Source organism: Streptomyces sp. NPDC002845, assembly GCF_053591955.1.
Genome location: NZ_JBSFUU010000079.1, coordinates 25,655 through 44,504, shown reverse-complemented (window position 1 = coordinate 44,504; position 18,850 = coordinate 25,655). Strand labels below are relative to the sequence as shown.

The window sequence follows — 18,850 nt, the reverse complement described above, 5'->3', positions numbered from 1 at the left end:
CCCACCGCCCTGCGCATACCGCATACCTCCGGCATACCGCAACAATCATGAAACGTCAGATCCCCACCCGCCATAGCGAGTTCAACCTCAGTAACTGCCCCGAAGGCCCCATTGTCTGTGAAGAGCCGCTCACGGGAACCTTCGAGATGGGGCCCGGACTTGGAAGTTCGGGCACAAGGGGTTGATGTGGTCGGCGCGCACGGTCAAGTGCTCACGGATTTTGACATCGTGACCCGGAATGCAGTGGTCCAGGTGAAGTCGGGTTCAGGCAAAGGGGCATTGAAGCAGGCCCAGAGAACCCAAAGCTTGACGGACTATCCGGCAATCGTCTATCTGCCGCAGGGGCGAGGTAGCGTGATCAAGAGTCCTGAGCAGGCCGGCATCATGGTCACTCGCGACAAGGATGTCCTGCTGGATTTCCTGGCTCCGTAATCCAAAGCGCGGCTCTAATTGCCCATCACGATGCGGGCGATACGGTGCGGCACGTCGGCGCTCCTTGTCAGGGTTGGCCACGCCCCCGGACCGTTCGCCCGGTCGCGGGGGTCCTGACTGAGCGTCAGCCTGCCGACTGGCGATGCGCAGCAGTTGCACCGAAGGGTGCAACTCCTCTCGCCGGGGACCTGCTATATCCCGACCCACTCCCCGTATTGCGCCAGCGAACTGTTACGGGTCCGTTCCTGTCGCTTGAGGGCCAGCACGGTGTCCCGCACGGTCGGGTGGTAGCGGGTCTGCTGAGGCGCGATGCGCCGGGCCTGGTGCAGGCAGTCCAGAGCTTCCTCCGGGTGGCCGGCCCAGGCGTGGGAGCGGCCGAGGTCCATCCAGTGGTGCCCGGTCCGGGAGCGGGTCCAGCCTCGCGGGATGTGCACATCCTCGGCGAGTTCGATCGCGCGCCCGAAGTCATCCATCTCCGAGGCGATGGCCACGGCATGCACACCGACGTTCACCGGCCCCCAGGTGACGCCGAAATCGGGCAACTCGCCCGTGGTTCGAGCGAGAGAGCGGGCCTCGGTCAGGCGGGCGTCCGCGTGGTCCCGGCCCTTCATTCGGCCCGCGATTGTCGCGGCCCGCAGATACAGCATGCCCCGCATGGCCTCAATGCCTGCCGGGCGGCGCGATTCCTGGCCGTCGAGATCCCGCAACGCCCGGTCGACCACCCGCAGACCTACGTCGTACCGGCCCGATGACATCGTGGTCTGCGCGCGAAGGAAGGCATGCATGGCGGCCAGGCCCGGCTCATCGGCACGAGGGGCGGTCCATGCCAGCCTGTCCAGCGCGACGGTCGCGAGGTCGAGGAAACCGAGCTTCCACGCCACGGTGAACACGCAGCGGAACGTCTCCGCCAGGCACTCGTAGGCCAGTCGCTGTTCTTCGCCGGTACTGGTGTGCACCGCCTGCACCGATTCATCGATCAGCGCCGGCAGGTCGCGCATCATGTCCGTGTACTGCGCCTGACGGCGCTGCTCCAGAGTCCGCTGGACATCCGTCCAGATCAACGAGGCCGGGCGTGGCGCCGTCTCCCAGTCCAGAGGGATGTCCCAGTTCTCCAGCCCCTCGCGGATCGGCTGGATCAGCGCATCCATCCGGTCCCGGCGCAACTCCTCGGCGTACGGCTGTCCCAGCAGCTCGGACGTGGAGACTCCCAGTGCACGGGCGCAGGCTGCGACGAGAGCTGGGGAAGCGGGCTTCTGTCCGCACTCGACCTTCGACAGCAGCGACTTGGACACGTGCGCCCGCATCGCCAGTCCCTGCTGGGTCAGGCCACGCTGCCTCCGGATACGGGCGATGCGGGCGCCGGTGTGTTCCTCATTGCTCTGCGACACGGCGGACTCCGTTCTGCGGCAACCTCAGACGGTACCCCCGCCACATCGCCCCGGCCGTTGGCGCGGAGCCGGCTCGATCTGTTCGGCCGTCAGACCAGAACGCCGGACCCGGACAAGGGCACCACTGTGACCGAGTACAGCAAGCTCGACACGGTTCTGCAGAGACTCCGGCACCCTCCATCTGCTCCGTGGGCGGCAAGTACGGACAGGCATACACCCGGTCGGTCACGGAGTCCGACAGCCTGTCCCGGACGGTCGCCATCCGGCTGGAACTGCCTGCCGACGATCCACTGGTCGAGGCGGGCACACCGACCACGACGAGCGCGGCAAAGAGGCGGCGCCGTGGAACTCAACCGTCATAGTGGTACCGAGCCTTGAGGATCTTCACTTCTTTCTCGTCCGCCCGGTACACCAGCCGGTGTTCGTCATCGATCCGGCGGGACCAGTACCCGGAGAGGCCGCCCTTCAGTGGCTCCGGCTTGCCGATCCCGGTGAACGGGTCACGCTGGATCTCTCCGATCAGCCGGGTGATCCGGCGGGCCATCTTCCGGTCCGAGCCGAGCCAGTACAGGAAGTCCTCCCAGCCGTCCGGGTCGAAGTGGATGCTCCTCATGGTTCACCCGCCAGGGCCTCCAACTCGTCCATGGTCTTGGTGGCGGCGGCCTGACCGGCTTTGTCGCGTGCGACCGCCTCCATGAGCCGCCGGGCGTTGGCGGGTGAACGCAGCAGGTGGACGGTCTCCTGCCAGGAGTCGAAGTCGTCGGCGGACATCAGCACGGCGTCCCCGCTTTTGGAGCGGATCCGCACGGGGGTGTGATCGGTGTTGACGCGCTCGATGAGGGGAAACAGCGTCTTCCTTGCTTCGCTGGCGCTTATGGACATGTCCCTCACTCCTTTTGGGGCGGTACGAAATGATGGTACTGGTCTGGTACTCATTTTTTCCGTACCGGTTTGTTGGAGGCCGCGTTTGCTCACGTGGCTCCTGTGCCGCCCCGGGCTGCCATGCTCTCGTCTTCGGTCGCCATAAGGTGTAGCGATAGCTATACTCGCCCTGTGAGCGGCGAGTGGGAGATCTTCCTCGTTGACGAGGTTCGTGAGTGGATCGACAGCCTGGACGAGCCGGCGTTCGCACGGGTGGTGCAGGCGCTGGACGCACTGGCCGAAGGAGGTCCCGGGCTGGGGCGTCCGCTGGTCGACACTATTCACGGCTCGTCGATGGCGAACCTGAAAGAGCTGCGACCGGGGACGGTTCGGATCCTGTTCGCCTTCGATCCGTGGCGCAGCAGCATCCTGCTGGTTGCAGGAGACAAGTCGGGCCGGTGGAACGAGTGGTACCGGGACGCGGTCCCTCTGGCCGAGCAGCGCTACGAGACGTATGTGAAGGAACGAACTCGGGAAGAAGGTGGACGACCATGAGCGGCTACACCCGTTGGCAGGACATTCGCGCCGAGTACGTCGCCCGTGCCGGCGGTGAGGAGGCCGTACGGGAAGGCAAGGAGGAACTCCTCGCGGAGATGACCGGGCGCCGTCTGGCGGAGCTGCGACGGGCCCGTGGGCTGACGCAGCAGGACGTGGCCGATCGCATGGGCGTCACCAAGGGTCGCGTGTCGCAGATCGAGCGGGGGCATATCTCCGGACAGGACGTTCTCGCGCGGTTCGCCGCTGCGCTCGGCGGACGTCTGCACCAGGCCATCTACTTCGATGATGGCGATATCGCTGCCATCGCCTGAGGCGGGGGCAGCGTCCGCTCGGGCGATGTGCCACCCCGCCACCGCTGCACCGTGCTGCCAGGTGTATGGGCCGTGGGACGGGTGCCACGGGGCGGGTCAGCTACGTGCCGATGCCCGCGCTGCCGGGGCGGGAACGGCCCGCGCGCCCGGTATCGGCGCCGGGTCCGCCGTCCGGCATGCCTTCCGGCCCGTGGCGCATAGCAGGGCCCCACATACGTGCGCCAGGATGGAGGTATGCCGAACCGACTGGCCCACGAGACGTCCCCCTACCTCCTCCAGCACGCCGAGAACCCGGTCGACTGGTGGCCCTGGTCGGCCGAGGCCTTCGAGGAGGCGCGGAAGGGCAACAAACCGGTCCTGCTCAGCGTCGGCTACAGCAGCTGCCACTGGTGTCATGTCATGGCGCACGAGTCCTTCGAGGACCAGGAGACCGCCGATTACCTCAACGCGCACTTCGTGAGTGTGAAGGTCGACCGCGAGGAGCGGCCGGACGTGGATGCCGTGTACATGGAGGCCGTGCAGGCGGCCACCGGGCAGGGCGGCTGGCCGATGACGGTGTTCCTGACGCCGGACGCGGAGCCCTTCTACTTCGGTACGTACTTCCCGCCCGCGCCCCGGCAGGGCATGCCCTCCTTCCGGCAGGTGCTGGAGGGTGTACGGGCCGCCTGGGCCGACCGGCGGGACGAGGTCGCGGAGGTCGCCGGGAAGATCGTGCGGGACCTGGCGGGGCGGGAACTGAAGTACGCGGCCACCGATGTCCCGGCCGAGCAGGACCTCGCACAGGCGCTGCTCGGGCTCACGCGGGAGTACGACGCCGCGCGGGGCGGGTTCGGCGGGGCGCCCAAGTTCCCGCCGTCGATGGTGATCGAGTTCCTGCTGCGGCACCACGCCCGGACCGGGTCCGAGGGGGCGCTGCAGATGGCGCGGGACACCTGTGAGCGGATGGCGAGGGGTGGGATCTACGACCAGCTCGGGGGCGGGTTCGCGCGGTACTCCGTGGACAAGGACTGGGTCGTGCCGCACTTCGAGAAGATGCTGTACGACAACGCCCTGCTGTGCCGCGTCTACGCCCACCTCTGGCGCACCACCGGCTCCGAGCTCGCCCGCCGGGTCGCCCTGGAGACGGCCGACTTCATGGTGCGGGAGCTGAGGACGGACGAAGGGGGGTTCGCCTCCGCCCTCGACGCCGACAGCGACGACGGGAGCGGCAAGCATGTCGAGGGTGCTTACTATGTCTGGACTCCCGAGCAGCTCACCAGCGCGCTCGGTGAAGCTGATGCCCAACTCGCCGCCCACTACTTCGGCGTCACCGAGGAGGGCACCTTCGAGCACGGGCAGTCCGTCCTCCAGCTTCCGCAGCGCGAAGGGGTGTTCGACGCCGAGCGGATCGCTGGGATCAAGGACCGCCTCCTTGCGGCACGAGCCGGCCGCCCCGCCCCCGGCCGCGACGACAAGGTGGTCGCCGCCTGGAACGGGCTCGCCGTCGCCGCCCTCGCCGAGACCGGCGCCTACTTCGAGCGCCCCGACCTCGTGGACGCCGCGATCGGCGCCGCCGACCTCCTCGTACGGCTGCACCTGGACGACCACGCTTGTCTCGCCCGTACCAGCAAGGGGGGACAGGTCGGGGCGAACGCCGGGGTGCTGGAGGACTACGCCGATGTGGCGGAGGGCTTCCTCGCGCTGGCGTCCGTCACCGGGGAGGGCGTGTGGCTGGAGTTCGCCGGGTTCCTGCTGGACCACGTGCTCGTGCAGTTCGCCGACGAGGAGTCAGGATCCCTGTACGACACCGCCGTCGACGCCGAGAAGCTCATCCGGCGGCCGCAGGACCCGACCGACAACGCCACCCCGTCCGGCTGGAGTGCCGCCGCCGGGGCCCTGCTCGGCTATGCCGCCCAGACCGGCGCCGAGCCTCATCGCACGGCCGCCGAACGGGCGTTGGGCGTGGTGAAGGCGCTCGGCCCGCGCGTCCCCCGCTTCGTCGGCTGGGGGCTCGCCACGGCCGAGGCCCTCCTCGACGGGCCCCGCGAGGTCGCGATCGTCGGGCCGGCGGACCACCCGGGCACAAAGGCCCTGCACCGTACGGCACTTCTGGGCACCGCCCCGGGCGCCGTCGTCGCCGTGGGCGTTCCGGGGAGTGACGAGCTGCCGCTGCTCGCCGACCGGCCCCTGGTCGACGGGGAACCGGCCGCGTATGTCTGCCGTAACTTCACGTGCGACGCCCCGACCACCGATGTGAACCGCCTTCGTACAGCTCTGAATACGGCCCTGAACGGGTGAAACCTTCCCGGACAAGATCGAGCAAGAGGGCGAAAGTGGGCACGTGTTCGGATTCGTCCGATTAAGCATGCCTCCGATCCGAAACAAGCTATTTATCTGAACACCTCCCGGACTTCACGGTTCCCCCCTAGTCTCTCCACCGTGACGCGACAGGAGCGACGCGCCGTCGTCGGGTGATGTCCTGTTCGCGACAGGGGGATTGTGGATCTGGGGGGATCTGTTGCTGACGTCTGTCTTCATCGCCGTCGTCTCACTGGCCTTGTTCTGGATGGCGGCCTTCACCTTGTGGTGGCAGATGCACGCGTGGCGTACGCCCGAAGTGCTTGCCTCCACCCGATTCAGCAGGCCGGACGGCGGGGAGCAGCTGTCCTTCTCGCTGCTGCTGCCCGCACGGCACGAACAGGCCGTGCTCGATCACACCATCCAGCGCCTGCTGGAGTCGTCCCACGACGACTTCGAGATCATCGTCATCGTCGGGCACGACGACCCGGAGACCGCCGAAGTCGCCGACAGGGCGGCCGAGCGGGACCCGCGCGTCCGGGTCGTCGTCGACACCCACGACAAGAAGAACAAACCGAAGGCCATGAACACGGCACTGCCGCACTGCCGCGGCGACGTCGTCGGGGTCTTCGACGCCGAGGACCAGGTCCATCCGGAGCTGCTCGCCCATGTCGACCACGCGTTCCGGAGCACCGGGGCGGACGTCGTACAGGGCGGGGTGCAGCTCATCAACTTCCACTCCAGCTGGTACAGCCTGCGCAACTGCCTGGAGTACTTCTTCTGGTTCCGCTCCCGCCTTCACCTGCACGCCCAGAAGGGGTTCATCCCGCTCGGCGGCAACACCGTCTTCGTGCGGACGAAGGTGCTGCGGGAAGCGAACGGCTGGGACCCCGACTGCCTCGCCGAGGACTGCGACCTGGGCGTCCGGCTCTCCAGCGTCGGCAAGAAGGTCGTCGTCGCCTACGACTCCGACATGGTCACCCGGGAGGAGACCCCGGGCAGCCTGATGTCGCTGATGAAGCAGCGCACCCGCTGGAACCAGGGCTTCCTTCAGGTGTACCGGAAGCGGGACTGGCGACAACTGCCCGGGTTCCGGCAGCGGTTGCTCGCCCGCTACACCCTCATGACGCCATATCTCCAGGCGGTCTCCGGCGTGATCATCCCGCTCAACGTGGCCATCGCGCTCTTCCTGAACGTGCCCGTCGGCGTCGCCTTCATCACCTTCCTGCCGGCTGTCACCGCCCTGGTCACCTTCGTGTTCGAGGTCGTCGGACTGCACGACTTCGGCAAGCAGTACGGGCTCCGAGTCCGGCTCGTCCACTACGTGAAGCTCATCGTGGGCGGCCCCTTCTACCAGGTCCTCCTCGCCGGGGCCGCCGTCCGCGCCGTCTGGCGTGAGCAACGCGGCCGCAACGACTGGGAGCTGACCAGCCACGTCGGCGCACACCTCGCGAACGTGAACCGAGAGGACGTTCCTGCGTGACCTCCACCCTTCCCGCGGCGACCGGAGTCAAGGTCCCCGCGCAACGGACAGCTGCGCCCACCACAGGTTCGGCATATCGAACAGCCCCGTCGAAGCGCCCGCACGGTACGCGCCCCGACCTGCTCCTCTGCGGTGTCCTCCTCGTGGCGATCCTCGTCGTCCAGGGCTGGAACATCGCCGACTACCCGACCCTCAGCGACGACGAGGGCACCTACCTCGCCCAGGCCTGGGCCGTCCAGGAGGGCAGAGGGCTCGCCCACTACACGTACTGGTACGACCACCCGCCCTTCGGCTGGGTCCAGATAGCCGCCCTGACCTGGCTGCCGGCGTACTTCGCGCCCGAGTCGATGACCGTCGGCTCGATGCGTATGACAATGCTGCTGATCAGCGCGGTCAGCGCCGTCCTCGTCTACGTCCTCGGCCGCCGCCTCGCGCTGCCCCGCTGGGCCGCCGGGCTCGCCATGGCGCTCTTCGGGCTCTCCCCGCTGTCGGTGGTCCTCCAGCGCGAGATCTTCCTCGACAACATCGCGGTGATGTGGACGCTGCTGGCCTTCTGCCTCGCGGCCTCCCCGAGCCGCCATCTGTGGCACCACTTCGGCGCGGGCATCGCGGCCGCCGCGGCCGTCCTCACCAAGGAGACGATGCTCCTCGTCCTGCCCGCCGTGCTGGTCACCATGTGGCGGCACAGCCACCGGGACACGAGGAAGTTCGCGATCACGGGCGCCGTCACCGCCTGCGCGCTGATCGGCATCTCCTACCCCCTCTTCGCCCTGCTGAAGGGAGAGTTCCTGCCCGGCCAGGACCACGTCTCGCTCTGGGACGGCATCGCCTACCAGATGACCCGCCCCGGCTCCGGCTTCATCCTCGAACCCGGCACCGGCTCGTACGGCGTACTCCAGTCCTGGCTGTACTACGACCGGGTCCTGCCCCTCGGCGGACTCGCCGGCGCCCTGCTGCTCCTGTGCACCTGGCGCTGGTCGGTGACCGCGCGGGCCCTCGCCGGGCCGGCCCTCGCCGTGGCGATCCTCGCCGGGATGGCCATGCGGCCGGGCTACCTGCCCGCGATGTACATCATCCAGGCCCTGCCCTTCCTCGCCCTGGTCCTCGCCGGCGCCGCCGCGAGCGTCGCCCACCTGGTGCTGCGCCGGTGGCGGCGTACGGCTCAGAAGCGGGCCCTGACCTGGGCGCGGTACGCGGTCGCGGCCGTCCTCGTCGGGGCCTCGGCGGCGTACGTCGTCCCGCGCTGGTACGACGGCGACCGCACCGCCATGACGGCCGACGCCAACGCCCCCTACCGGGCGGCGGTGAACTGGCTCGGCACCGAGGTGCCGGATCCGGGGAGCACCCGGGTACTCGTCGACGACGCGATGTGGCTCGACCTCGTCCACGCGGGCTACGAGCCGGGGCTCGGCGTCATCTGGTTCTACAAGGCCGACCTCGACCCCGCGGTGACGAAGACGATGCCCCGCGGCTGGCGCGACCTCGACTACGTGGTCGCCTCCCCGACGGTACGGCGCGACGCGGTCGACCTGCCCAACGTCCGGGCCGCGATGGAGCATTCGACACCGGTCGCCGTCTTCGGGAACGGCGAGGACCGGATCGAGATCCGACAGATCGACGGGGCCGACAGGGCCGAAGGGTCCGAAGGGTCCGAAGAGGCAGACGGGATCCACGCCGCGGGAGGCGACCGATGAGCAGCAGTTACGAGTCAACCGTCCCGGAGGAACTGGGAGATCCGGCAGTACGCGGTGCCACCGCGAGTGAGCCGGAGGGGCGCGCCGGTGTCGAGAGGGCGAACGCGCGGAGGCCCGGAGGGTTGAGCACGATCGCCCTCTCGACACCGGCTGTAGCGCTCCGGAGGCGAATCGAGCGCGAGAATACAGTCCCGGAACCCGGCGCCGTCACCATCGTCGTACCGACCTTCAACGAGTCCGCGAACGTACAGGAGTTGCTGCACCAGATCACCGAGTCGGTGCCGACGAGGCTGCCCTGCGAGGTCGTCTTCGTGGACGACTCCACCGACGACACCCCCGACGTCATCCGCGAGGCCGCGCAGGACTGCCCCTTCCCCGTCACCGTGCTGCATCGCGAGGAACCGGTCGGCGGGCTCGGCGGTGCGGTCGTCGAGGGGATGAAGGCGGCGACGTCGGACTGGATCGTCGTCATGGACGGGGACCTGCAGCATCCGCCGTCCCTGGTACCCGAGTTGGTGGCGACGGGGGAGCGGGCCTCGGCCGGGCTCGTCGTGGCGTCGAGGTACATCAAGGGCGGCAGCCGCGCCGGGCTCGCGGGCGGTTACCGTATCGCCGTCTCGCGCGGGGCCACGTGGCTGACCAAGACCCTGTTCCCGCGTCGGCTGCACGGGATCAGCGACCCGATGAGCGGCTTCTTCGCCATCCGCCGCAGCGCGGTCACCGCCGAGATCCTCCAGCCGCTCGGCTACAAGATCCTCCTCGAACTCGCCGTGCGCAGCCGCCCGCGCGAGGTCACCGAGGTGCCCTTCGTCTTCCAGGACCGGTTCGCGGGCGAGTCCAAGTCGACCGCGCAGGAAGGCCTGAGGTTCCTGCGCCACCTGGTCGGACTGCGCACGGCCTCGCCCATCGCCCGCATGGTCGTCTTCGGCCTGATCGGCGTCACGGGCTTTGTACCGAACCTGCTCGGCCTGTACGCGCTGACCTCGTTCGGCATGCACTACGTACCGGCCGAGATCCTCGCCAACCAGCTCGGCGTGGCCTGGAACTTCTACCTCATCGAGCACCTGTGCTTCCGCGAGCGCCGCCGGCACCGCGCCTGGTGGGACCGCATCGGCCGGTTCGCGCTGCTCGCCAACGCCGACCTGGTGCTGCGTATCCCGCTGATCGCGCTGTTCGTCACCCAGTTCGGGATGGGTGCGCTGCCCGCCACCGCGCTCGCGCTGGTGACGACGTTCGTCCTGCGCTTTGTCGGGACCGAGGCGCTGGTCTATCTGCCGCGGAGGAGCGGCAGGAGCCGTACAGCAAGGAGGACCGCGTGAACCTCAGAATCAGGCCCGGAGCAATCAGACACGGAGCAATCAGACACGGAGGAATCAGGCCCGGAAGAACCAGGCCCAGGGGAATCAGGCCCGGAGGAATCCGGCCTGGACGGAGAACAGCCCTGCTCGCCGCGGGCGCGCTCACCGCGGGCATGCTGTTCGCGGTGCCCCACCCCGCGAGCGCCGCCAACCTGATCAAGAACCCCGGCTTCGAAACCGCGGGCACCGGCGACATGCCGTACTGCTGGTCGAAGTCGGGCTGGGGCGACAACGACTTCACGTTCGACACGGTCGCCGACGCGCACTCCGGCACCAAGGCCATGAAGGTCGAGCTGACCCGCCGCGCCGACGGCGACCGCAAGGCGCTGATCACCGAGTCCGCCGAGTGCGCGCCGCTGGTCACCCCGGGCAAGCAGTACGACCTCGGGCTCTGGTACAAGTCGACCACCCCCGACACCGCGATCACCCTCTTCCGGCACGACACCACGGCGGGCTGGCAGTACTGGACCGACCTCAAGACGCTGGAGATGGCGGGGAGCTGGACCGAGGCCACGGTGCGCACGCCCGAAGTGCCCGTGGGCACCGACCGGATCACCTGGGGCGTCTCCGTCTACGGCACCGGCTCCGCCACCACCGACGACTACACGATGGAACAGGTCGCCGACCCGGTCCCCGACCCGGTGTGCACGGGCACCCCCGAGGAGTGCGAGAACGGCCGCTGGGACGTGCTGCCCACGCAGAACCCCGTGCGCTCCATGCACTCCGTCGTCCTCAACAACGGCAAGGTGCTGCTGATCGCGGGCTCCGGCAACAGCGAGGAGATGTTCGAGGCGGGCACGTTCACCAGCGCGGTCTACGACCCGCGGAACGGCACGTACAAGACGATCCCCACCCCGGACGACATGTTCTGCGCCGGTCACGTCCAGCTCGACGACGGGCGCGTGCTCGTGATGAGCGGCAACAAGGGCTACCCGTCCGCGGACGGCACGATCGGCTACCAGGGCTACAAGGACTCGTACATCTTCGACCCGGTCACCGAGACGTACAGCAAGACCAACGACATGAACGACGGCCACTGGTATCCGTCGGCCACGATCCTCGGCAACGGTGACGTGATCTCGTTCGGCGGCCTCAAGGAGGACTCGACGGGCTCGGTGACCGCCGAGCTGTGGTCGGACGCGCAGGAGCAGTGGCTGCCGCTGTGGCAGGTCAACCAGACCTGGTCGTACTGGGGCCTGTACCCGTCGATGATCCTCATGCAGGACGGACGGCTCTTCTACTCCGGCAGCCACGTCTTCGGCAACGGCACACCCGGCACCGGTTCGGCGGTCTACGACTACGACGCCAACACCATCACCGAGATCCCGGGCCTCCAGGACAAGGACGAACGCGACCAGTCCGCGAGCGTGCTGCTGCCCCCGGCCCAGGACCAGAAGGTGCTGACCCTCGGCGGCGGCAACATCGACACGAACCCCGACGGGAACCGCCTCACCGACATCATCGATCTCAAGGCCCCCAACCCGTCGTACGTCGCCGGGCCGCCCATCCCGCAGGGCACGGTCGACCTCGGCGACGGCCGGGTCGCCCAGACCGGCGACCAGGGCAAGATGTACGTCTCCGCCGTACTCCTGCCCGACGGCAAGGTGCTGGAGACGGGCGGCGCGCTGCACAACCGGGCCGACCCGGTCTTCGAGACGTCGATCTTCGACCCGGAGACCGAGACGTTCGACCCGGTGGCGGTCGACCCCGAGGCGCGCGGCTACCACTCCTCGGCGTTCCTGCTCCCCGACGGCCGCGTGATGACGACCGGCGACAACCCGGGCGACGGCAGCTGGAACCACGACGTGTCGCTCTACACGCCCCCGTACCTCCTCAAGGGCGAGCGTCCGACGATCACCTCGGTCATCGACACCGAGTGGACGTACGGCGACACCCAGCGCATCACCGTCGACCGGCCCATCGCCAAGGCGGAGCTCATCCGACCGGCAGCCGTCACCCACTCCTCCGACCCGAACCAGCGGTTCGTCGACCTGCCCCTGTCGGTGGACGGCAACAACGTCGACCTGAACGTGACGAGCAACCCCGACCTGGCCCCGCCCGGCTGGTACATGCTCTTCGCGGTCGACGCGAACGGGGTGCCGTCGGTGGCCGAGTGGGTGCACCTCCAGGGCCCGGCGGCGCTCAGTGCGGACGCCCCCTCGGCGCACGTCCACACCTTCGCCGACTCCCTGGAGGGCGACGTCACCAAGCCCGGCAGGAAGCGCACCTCGCAGCCCGTCGGCCCGGCCGTCTCCGGCTGCGACCGGCACTACGGCTCCGCCAACATCTGCGTGCCGACCACCTTCCCGGCCGAGGTCAAGAACACGACCGAGGCACGCTGCACCTGGCTGGAGCAGCACGACTACGGACGGCTTGAGGTCAACGGCAAGGACGACCCGCTGAAGCTGGACCGGAACCGGGACGGACTGGCTTGCGGGAAGGGGGATGTGAGGAAGCGTTAGATTCCCTCGTGCGTATTGGCTTCCTTCGTACGTATCAGCCTCCTTCGTGCGTAGGTGAGTTGCCGAACTCGGCGAGGGCGCGCTCCACGACGGCCACCAGCTGCTCGTGGTGCGCGCCCCTCCAATAGGCGCGCCCGCACTCCTGACACTGCGCGAAGATGTCGTACGACCGCTGCGTGCCCCCTTCGAGCTGGTGGGCGACCTCCGCCTTGGTCGCCTCCTTGAGGAGACCGTTGCAGGCCGTGCACCGTGTCCAGGGCTTCAGCTCGGGCGCGAACCGGCCGAGTACGTCCCGGAGTTGGTCGTCCGGGCGGGTGCTGTAGACGAAGGCGCCGGCCCACAGTTCGCGGCGGCGCAGCAGACCGCGGTCCCGGCTGAGCATCACCCGGCGCTCGGCGGCGGAGCGGGCGGCAAGGGCGGGGTCGCCGATGTCGGTGGACTCGTACGCCGTGTCGACGCCGAGGAGGCGGAGGCGGCGGGCGAGGGTGCCGAGGTGGACGTCGAGGAGGAAGCGGAGCGGGGCGCCCGGGACGCGCTGGGGGCGCTCGACCGGCCGTACTTCCACCGACTCGCCCGCGGCCGGGATGTGCGAGACGGGTACCGGGGAGCCGTCGACGACCAGTGCGCCGACCTCGGTCAGCGGTACGCCGAGCGACTCGATGACATGGCCGAGCGTGGACACGCCGTCGGTGACGACCTTCGTGGGGCCCGAGCGGCGGCCGTGGGGCACGAACATCCCCAGCTCGGGGGCGAACTCGACGTGGATCTGCGGTCCATTCACCGGTCAGCGCTTCGGCAGGTCTTTGAAGAGGTCGAGTGCACGGTCGAGCACCTGGAGCAGGTCGTCCTGGTAGTCGCGTTCGGCCCAGTAGATGACCGCCTCCAGGAGCGCGCCCATCAACGCCATCGCGTAGGCCCGCACTTCGAGGTCGTTCTCGTCGCGCCCGGTGCGCTCCGCCATCGCCCGGCACATCAGGCGGCCGGTGACGGACATGCTCTCCATGGCGCGCGAGCGCACGGCCGGAACGTTGGCCATCAGACCCATCCGCAGCTTCATCTCGCGCTCCGCGAAGGTCGGGTCGTCGGCGATCGCCATGGACAGCCCCTGCCGGATCGCGTACCGCAGCGAGTCGAGCAGCGACTCGTCGGCGGGGCGCTCCCGCAGCAGGTCCTCGACCAGGGGGTCGTACTCGTCCGTCAGGACGATGTCCTCCTTGGTCGGGAAGTAGCGGAAGACGGTGCTCGGCGAGACCTCCGCGCGCTCCGCGATCTGCTCGACGGTCGTGGCGTCGTACCCCTGCTCCTCGATCAGCTCATAGGTGGCGTCTCTGATCGCGATGCGCGTCTTGATCTTCTTCCGCTCCCGCAGGCTCAGCTGCCGGGCGGCCTCGGGAACAGGGGTCCGTGCCGTGGTCATGCCGGTTATTGTCCGCCATCGGGCTGGTGGGAGGCCACGTCGGGCGTGGGGACCGCCTGTACATCGTCTTGTACGTCGTCCTCTGTGCCGCCGCCCTGCGTCGGCCGCACGTTCGGCAGCAGGGCCGCCGTCAGCAGTGCCGTCACCAGCGCGGCGGTGCCGCAGACGATGAGGACCGCGCCCATGCCGTCGACGTACGCGGCGTCGGCGGAGCGGGCGAGGGCGGGCAGGCCGAGCTGGTCGGCGACCAGGTGCGCGGCGGTCAGCGACTCGCGGGCGGCGTCCGCGGCCTCGGCCGGGAGGCCGGAGGTGTCGATGCGGTCGCTGTAGGAGCCGGCGAGGAGGCTGCCGAGCAGGGCGATGCCGATCGCGCCGCCCACCTGGCGCAGCGTCATCAGCAGCCCGGAGCCGCTGCCCGCCTCCTGCGCGGGGATGCCGCCGAGCGCGGCGTCCATCGCGGGCACCATCGCCAGACCGAAGCCGAGGCCCGCGACGGACAGCCAGAGCGCGGTGAATCCGTAGCCGCTGCCGGTGTCGGTGCGGGAGCCGAGGAGTGCGGCGAAGCACAGCACGACGAGCCCCCCGGTGACCACCGGGCGCGGGCCCAGGCGCTGGACGAGGGGTGCGCTCGTGCGCGCGGCGACCAGCAGTCCGCCCATCATCGGCAGCAGCTTGAGGCCGGTGCCGAACGCGTCGCTGCTGCCGACCTCCTGGAAGTACGTCGGCAGCACGAACAGCAGCCCGGCGAAGACGAACGTGCCGAGGGTCGCGGCCAGGGTGTTGAACAGGAAGCCGCGGTGGGCCAGCAGTCTCAGGTCGAGCATGGGCCGTACGGATCGGCGCTCCCGCAGGACCAGGGCGGTGAGCAGGAGTACGGAGACGGCGAACGAGCCGAGCACGGGTGCGCTGTCCCAGCCGCGTGCGGGTGCCTCGATGATGCCGAAGACCAGGGCGCCGAGGCCGAGCGCGCTGTACGCGGTGGACAGGACGTCGACCCTGGGCGTGGCCGGGTCGCGGGACTCCGGCAACAGGAAGACGCAGGCGGTGATGCCGATGGCGACCATCGGGATGTTGATCAGGAAGATCGAGCCCCACCAGTAGTGGTCGAGCAGCAGTCCGCCGACGAGCGGCCCGAGCGGCATGCCCGCGGCCATGGAGGCGGTGACCGCGGCGACGGCCTTGCCGCGCTCCTCGGGGCCGAACATCGACGGCAGTACGGACAGCCCGAGCGGAATCACCAGGGCGGCGCCGACGCCCATGACGGCGCGGGCGGCGACGACCAGCTCGGGGGTGTCGACGAGGGCGCCGAGCAGAGAGCCCGCCAGGAACACGGCGAGCCCCGCGATCAGCATCCTGCGCCGTCCGAAGCGGTCGCCGAGCAGTCCGGCGGGGAGCATCAGCGCCGCGAACACCACGATGTACGCGTCCACGATCCACTGCAGCTCACCGGTGCTCGCCCCGAGCTGCTCGGCCATCGTCGGCAGCGCCACGTTCAGGATCGTCAAGTCGAAGCCGAGCACGAGCATGCTCGCGACCAGGGCCCCGAGGGCCCACCAGCGGCGGGGGTCGAGCTGTGCGTCGGCCCGGTGAGTGACAGTAGCCATGAAATGAGAGTAACTCTCAAAAGGTATCCACTGTCAATGTGTAGGGCGCCGCGCTGTGCCCGTGCATGCGAAATGGCCGCGGCTTCGAAGCCGCGGCCATCGAGGGGGTCGCCTTGGAGGGGCGCTCCGGATCATCCGTGCTGGTAGGCCACCAGGGAGATCCCGACGTAGTGCACGACGAACGCCGCGAGGGTGAAGGAGTGGAAGACCTCGTGGAAGCCGAACCAGCGCGGTGACGGGTTCGGGCGCTTGATGCCGTAGACCACGCCGCCCGCGCTGTAGAGGACACCGCCGACGATCACCAGGACGAGCACGGCGATGCCGCCCGCGCGCATGAAGTCGGGCAGGAAGAAGACGGCCGCCCAGCCCATCGCGATGTAGCAGGGGGTGTAGAGCCAGCGCGGGGCGCCGACCCAGAACACCCGGAAGAGGATGCCCGCCGACGCGGCGGCCCAGATGCCCCACAGCAGCCACTGCCCCTTGGCGCCCGGGAGCAGGAGCATGGTCAGCGGGGTGTAGGTGCCCGCGATGATCAGGAAGATGTTCGCGTGGTCGAGCCGGCGCAGTACGCCGTCCATGCGCGGGCTCCAGTTGCCGCGGTGGTACAGCGCGCTCACGCCGAACAGCAGGCAGGCGGTCAGGACGTATATCCCGCAGGCGATACGGCCGCGGGGCGAGTCCGCGAGAGCGGTGAGGACCAGTCCCGCGATGAGTACGGCCGGGAACATCCCGAGATGCAGCCAGCCGCGGAGCTTGGGTTTGACCGGATGCGGCAAGGAGAGCGCGACGGGACCGCGGCCGGCGGCCGGCGGGTCCGTGGGCGCGTCGGGGACGGACGCATTCATGTCCAGCATCGTACCTACGGAACCGTAAGTTGCGGATCAGTGTGGGGAGATGACTGTTGAAGAGTGGCCATCGTCTCACGGGATACCCGGAGGAGACACACCCCGGGTGAAGAAGTGGTGACGTACGGAGAACATGAGAGTGAGTGGTGATGCTCACGACGCTCAGTTGTGAGGCCCTCTGGACATATGCGCGGATGCGTCGGATGATCAAATGAGTGCGGTCGGCACCGGATGAGCGCCAGTGATCCACACCGTGAAGCATCCGGGCCGCGGCCCCCACGGGGCAATCGACAACAAAATCCCTCACTATAGGAGCAATCGTGGCGCGCGACATCGCGGCTCCCCCCTCGACCGTCCCGACCAACCACCAGGAACTGATCTCGTGGGTGAACGAGATCACCGAACTGACGCAGCCGGACAACGTGGTCTGGTGTGACGGATCCGAGGCCGAGTACGAGCGCCTGTGCGGGGAGCTCGTCGAGAAGGGCACCTTCAAGAAACTCGACCCGATCAAGCGCCCCAACTCCTACTACGCGGCCTCCGACCCGACGGACGTCGCCCGAGTGGAGGACCGCACCTTCATCTGTTCGGAGAAGGAGCAGGACGCGGGCCCGACGAACCACTGGAAGGACCCCGCCGAGATGCGGGACATCTTCCAGGGGGAGAAGGGCCTGTTCCGGGGCTCGATGCGGGGCCGGACGATGTACGTCGTGCCGTTCTGCATGGGCCCTGTCGGTTCGCCGCTCTCCGCGATCGGCGTCGAGATCACGGACTCCGCGTACGTCGCCGTCTCCATGCGCACGATGACCCGCATGGGCCAGTCGGTCCTGGACGAACTCGGCACCGAGGGCTTCTTCGTGAAGGCCGTGCACTCGCTCGGCGCCCCGCTGGCCGAGGGTGAGGCGGACGTCCCCTGGCCCTGCAACCGGACCAAGTACATCTCCCACTTCCCGGAGACCCGCGAGATCTGGTCGTACGGCTCCGGATACGGCGGCAACGCGCTGCTCGGCAAGAAGTGCTACGCCCTGCGCATCGCCTCCGTCATGGCGCGGGACGAGGGCTGGCTGGCCGAGCACATGCTGATCCTCAAACTCACGCCTCCGCAGGGAGAGTCGAAGTATGTCGCCGCGGCCTTCCCCTCCGCCTGCGGCAAGACCAACCTTGCCATGCTGGAGCCCACGATCTCCGGCTGGACCGTCGAGACGATCGGTGACGACATCGCCTGGATGCGCTTCGGCGAGGACGGCCGCCTGTACGCCATCAACCCCGAGGCCGGTTTCTTCGGCGTCGCCCCCGGTACCGGCGAGCACACCAACGCCAACGCGATGAAGACGCTGTGGGGCAACTCGGTCTTCACGAACGTCGCGCTCACGGACGACGGCGACATCTGGTGGGAGGGCATGACGGAGGAGACTCCGGCCCACCTGACGGACTGGAAGGGCAACGACTGGACACCGGCGTCCGAGACCCCGGCCGCCCACCCCAACGCCCGCTTCACCGTCCCGGCCGCCCAGTGCCCGATCATCGCGCCCGAGTGGGAGGACCCCAAGGGCGTACCGATCTCGGCGATCCTCTTCGGCGGCCGCCGCGCGACCGCGGTCCCCCTGGTGACGGAGTCCTTCGACTGGAACCACGGCGTCTTCCTCGGCGCGAACGTGGCGTCGGAGAAGACCGCCGCCGCCGAGGGCAAGGTCGGCGAACTGCGCCGCGACCCCTTCGCGATGCTGCCCTTCTGCGGCTACAACATGGGCGACTACATGGGGCACTGGGTCGAGGTCGCCAAGGGCAAGGACCCCTCGAAGCTCCCGAAGATCTACTACGTCAACTGGTTCCGCAAGGACGACCAGGGCAAGTTCGTCTGGCCCGGCTTCGGTGAGAACAGCCGCGTCCTGAAGTGGATCGTGGACCGGCTGGACGGCAGGGCCGAGGGTGTCAAGACCCCGATCGGCATCCTGCCGACCAAGGCCGCGCTCGACACCGAGGGACTTGATCTCTCCTCGTCCGACCTGGACTTCCTCCTCACCGTCGACAAGGAGGTGTGGCGCGAGGAGGCCGCCCTGGTCCCCAACCACCTCAACACGTTCGGCGACCACACGCCCAAGGAACTGTGGGACGAGTACCACGCTCTGGTCCAACGGCTGGGCTGACGCCCCTGTTTCG

The 18,850-nt window shown here is 68.8% G+C and carries 16 protein-coding genes; 9 read left to right on the top strand and 7 right to left on the bottom strand.

What is annotated here, in order from left to right:
• Nucleotides 1–186: 186 nt before the first annotated feature.
• On the top strand, nt 187–432 hold the full coding sequence (locus ACWD3C_RS38455) for a hypothetical protein (RefSeq protein ID WP_451151604.1): 246 nt from the start codon (nt 187–189) through the stop codon (nt 430–432).
• Nucleotides 433–623: 191 nt separating this feature from the next.
• On the opposite strand, the gene ACWD3C_RS38450 is transcribed toward ACWD3C_RS38455, so the two are convergent.
• From ACWD3C_RS38450 to ACWD3C_RS38440, 3 genes are all read right to left on the bottom strand, one after another.
• Nucleotides 624–1,820: a helix-turn-helix domain-containing protein gene (locus ACWD3C_RS38450; protein WP_451151602.1), complete on the bottom strand. Its 1,197-nt coding sequence runs from the start codon at nt 1,818–1,820 to the stop codon at nt 624–626.
• Nucleotides 1,821–2,169: 349 nt separating this feature from the next.
• Complete coding sequence (locus ACWD3C_RS38445) at nt 2,170–2,433, bottom strand: Txe/YoeB family addiction module toxin (protein WP_451151600.1); 264 nt, start codon at nt 2,431–2,433, stop codon at nt 2,170–2,172.
• Complete coding sequence (locus tag ACWD3C_RS38440; RefSeq protein WP_451151598.1) at nt 2,430–2,702, bottom strand: type II toxin-antitoxin system Phd/YefM family antitoxin; 273 nt, start codon at nt 2,700–2,702, stop codon at nt 2,430–2,432. The genes ACWD3C_RS38445 and ACWD3C_RS38440 overlap by 4 nt, the downstream gene beginning before the upstream one ends.
• Nucleotides 2,703–2,873: 171 nt before the next feature.
• Here ACWD3C_RS38440 and ACWD3C_RS38435 point away from each other — a divergent pair, with 171 nt between their 5' ends.
• The 7 genes from ACWD3C_RS38435 to ACWD3C_RS38405 all read left to right on the top strand — a co-directional run bounded on the left by ACWD3C_RS38435 (nt 2,874) and on the right by ACWD3C_RS38405 (nt 12,824).
• A complete protein-coding gene (locus tag ACWD3C_RS38435) occupies nt 2,874–3,236 on the top strand; it encodes a type II toxin-antitoxin system RelE/ParE family toxin (RefSeq protein ID WP_451151596.1) in 363 nt (120 codons plus the stop codon).
• Complete coding sequence (locus ACWD3C_RS38430) at nt 3,233–3,550, top strand: helix-turn-helix domain-containing protein (protein ID WP_269736097.1); 318 nt, start codon at nt 3,233–3,235, stop codon at nt 3,548–3,550. The genes ACWD3C_RS38435 and ACWD3C_RS38430 overlap by 4 nt, the downstream gene beginning before the upstream one ends.
• Nucleotides 3,551–3,784: 234 nt before the next feature.
• A complete protein-coding gene (locus tag ACWD3C_RS38425) occupies nt 3,785–5,827 on the top strand; it encodes a thioredoxin domain-containing protein (RefSeq protein ID WP_451151594.1) in 2,043 nt (680 codons plus the stop codon).
• 220 nt (nt 5,828–6,047) lie between these two features.
• Nucleotides 6,048–7,310, top strand: coding sequence for a glycosyltransferase (locus tag ACWD3C_RS38420; RefSeq protein WP_451151592.1), 1,263 nt, complete (start codon nt 6,048–6,050; stop codon nt 7,308–7,310).
• A complete protein-coding gene (locus ACWD3C_RS38415) occupies nt 7,307–9,004 on the top strand; it encodes an ArnT family glycosyltransferase (protein WP_451151590.1) in 1,698 nt (565 codons plus the stop codon). The genes ACWD3C_RS38420 and ACWD3C_RS38415 overlap by 4 nt, the downstream gene beginning before the upstream one ends.
• Complete coding sequence (locus tag ACWD3C_RS38410) at nt 9,001–10,323, top strand: glycosyltransferase (protein WP_451151588.1); 1,323 nt, start codon at nt 9,001–9,003, stop codon at nt 10,321–10,323. Before ACWD3C_RS38415 ends, ACWD3C_RS38410 begins: the two co-directional genes overlap by 4 nt.
• 152 nt (nt 10,324–10,475) lie before the next feature.
• A complete protein-coding gene (locus tag ACWD3C_RS38405; RefSeq protein ID WP_451151586.1) occupies nt 10,476–12,824 on the top strand; it encodes a galactose oxidase-like domain-containing protein in 2,349 nt (782 codons plus the stop codon).
• 34 nt (nt 12,825–12,858) lie between these two features.
• Here the strand turns inward: ACWD3C_RS38405 and ACWD3C_RS38400 are convergent, their stop codons facing one another.
• The 4 genes from ACWD3C_RS38400 to trhA all read right to left on the bottom strand — a co-directional run bounded on the left by ACWD3C_RS38400 (nt 12,859) and on the right by trhA (nt 16,690).
• Nucleotides 12,859–13,605: a Mut7-C RNAse domain-containing protein gene (locus ACWD3C_RS38400; protein ID WP_451151584.1), complete on the bottom strand. Its 747-nt coding sequence runs from the start codon at nt 13,603–13,605 to the stop codon at nt 12,859–12,861.
• 3 nt (nt 13,606–13,608) lie between these two features.
• Nucleotides 13,609–14,241, bottom strand: a complete 633-nt coding sequence (locus tag ACWD3C_RS38395) for a TetR/AcrR family transcriptional regulator (protein WP_451151582.1) — start codon at nt 14,239–14,241, stop codon at nt 13,609–13,611.
• Between the two features lie 5 nt (nt 14,242–14,246).
• Nucleotides 14,247–15,845 carry an MFS transporter gene (locus ACWD3C_RS38390; protein WP_451151580.1) on the bottom strand — a complete coding sequence of 533 codons (1,599 nt, stop codon included), beginning with the start codon at nt 15,843–15,845 and terminating at the stop codon, nt 14,247–14,249.
• A 131-nt stretch (nt 15,846–15,976) separates the two neighbouring features.
• Nucleotides 15,977–16,690 carry a PAQR family membrane homeostasis protein TrhA gene (gene trhA / locus ACWD3C_RS38385; RefSeq protein ID WP_451151578.1) on the bottom strand — a complete coding sequence of 238 codons (714 nt, stop codon included), beginning with the start codon at nt 16,688–16,690 and terminating at the stop codon, nt 15,977–15,979.
• 320 nt (nt 16,691–17,010) lie between these two features.
• On the opposite strand from trhA, the gene ACWD3C_RS38380 reads away from it, so the two are divergent.
• Nucleotides 17,011–18,837 carry a phosphoenolpyruvate carboxykinase (GTP) gene (locus ACWD3C_RS38380; protein WP_451151576.1) on the top strand — a complete coding sequence of 609 codons (1,827 nt, stop codon included), beginning with the start codon at nt 17,011–17,013 and terminating at the stop codon, nt 18,835–18,837.
• The last annotated feature ends 13 nt before the right edge of the window (nt 18,838–18,850 follow it).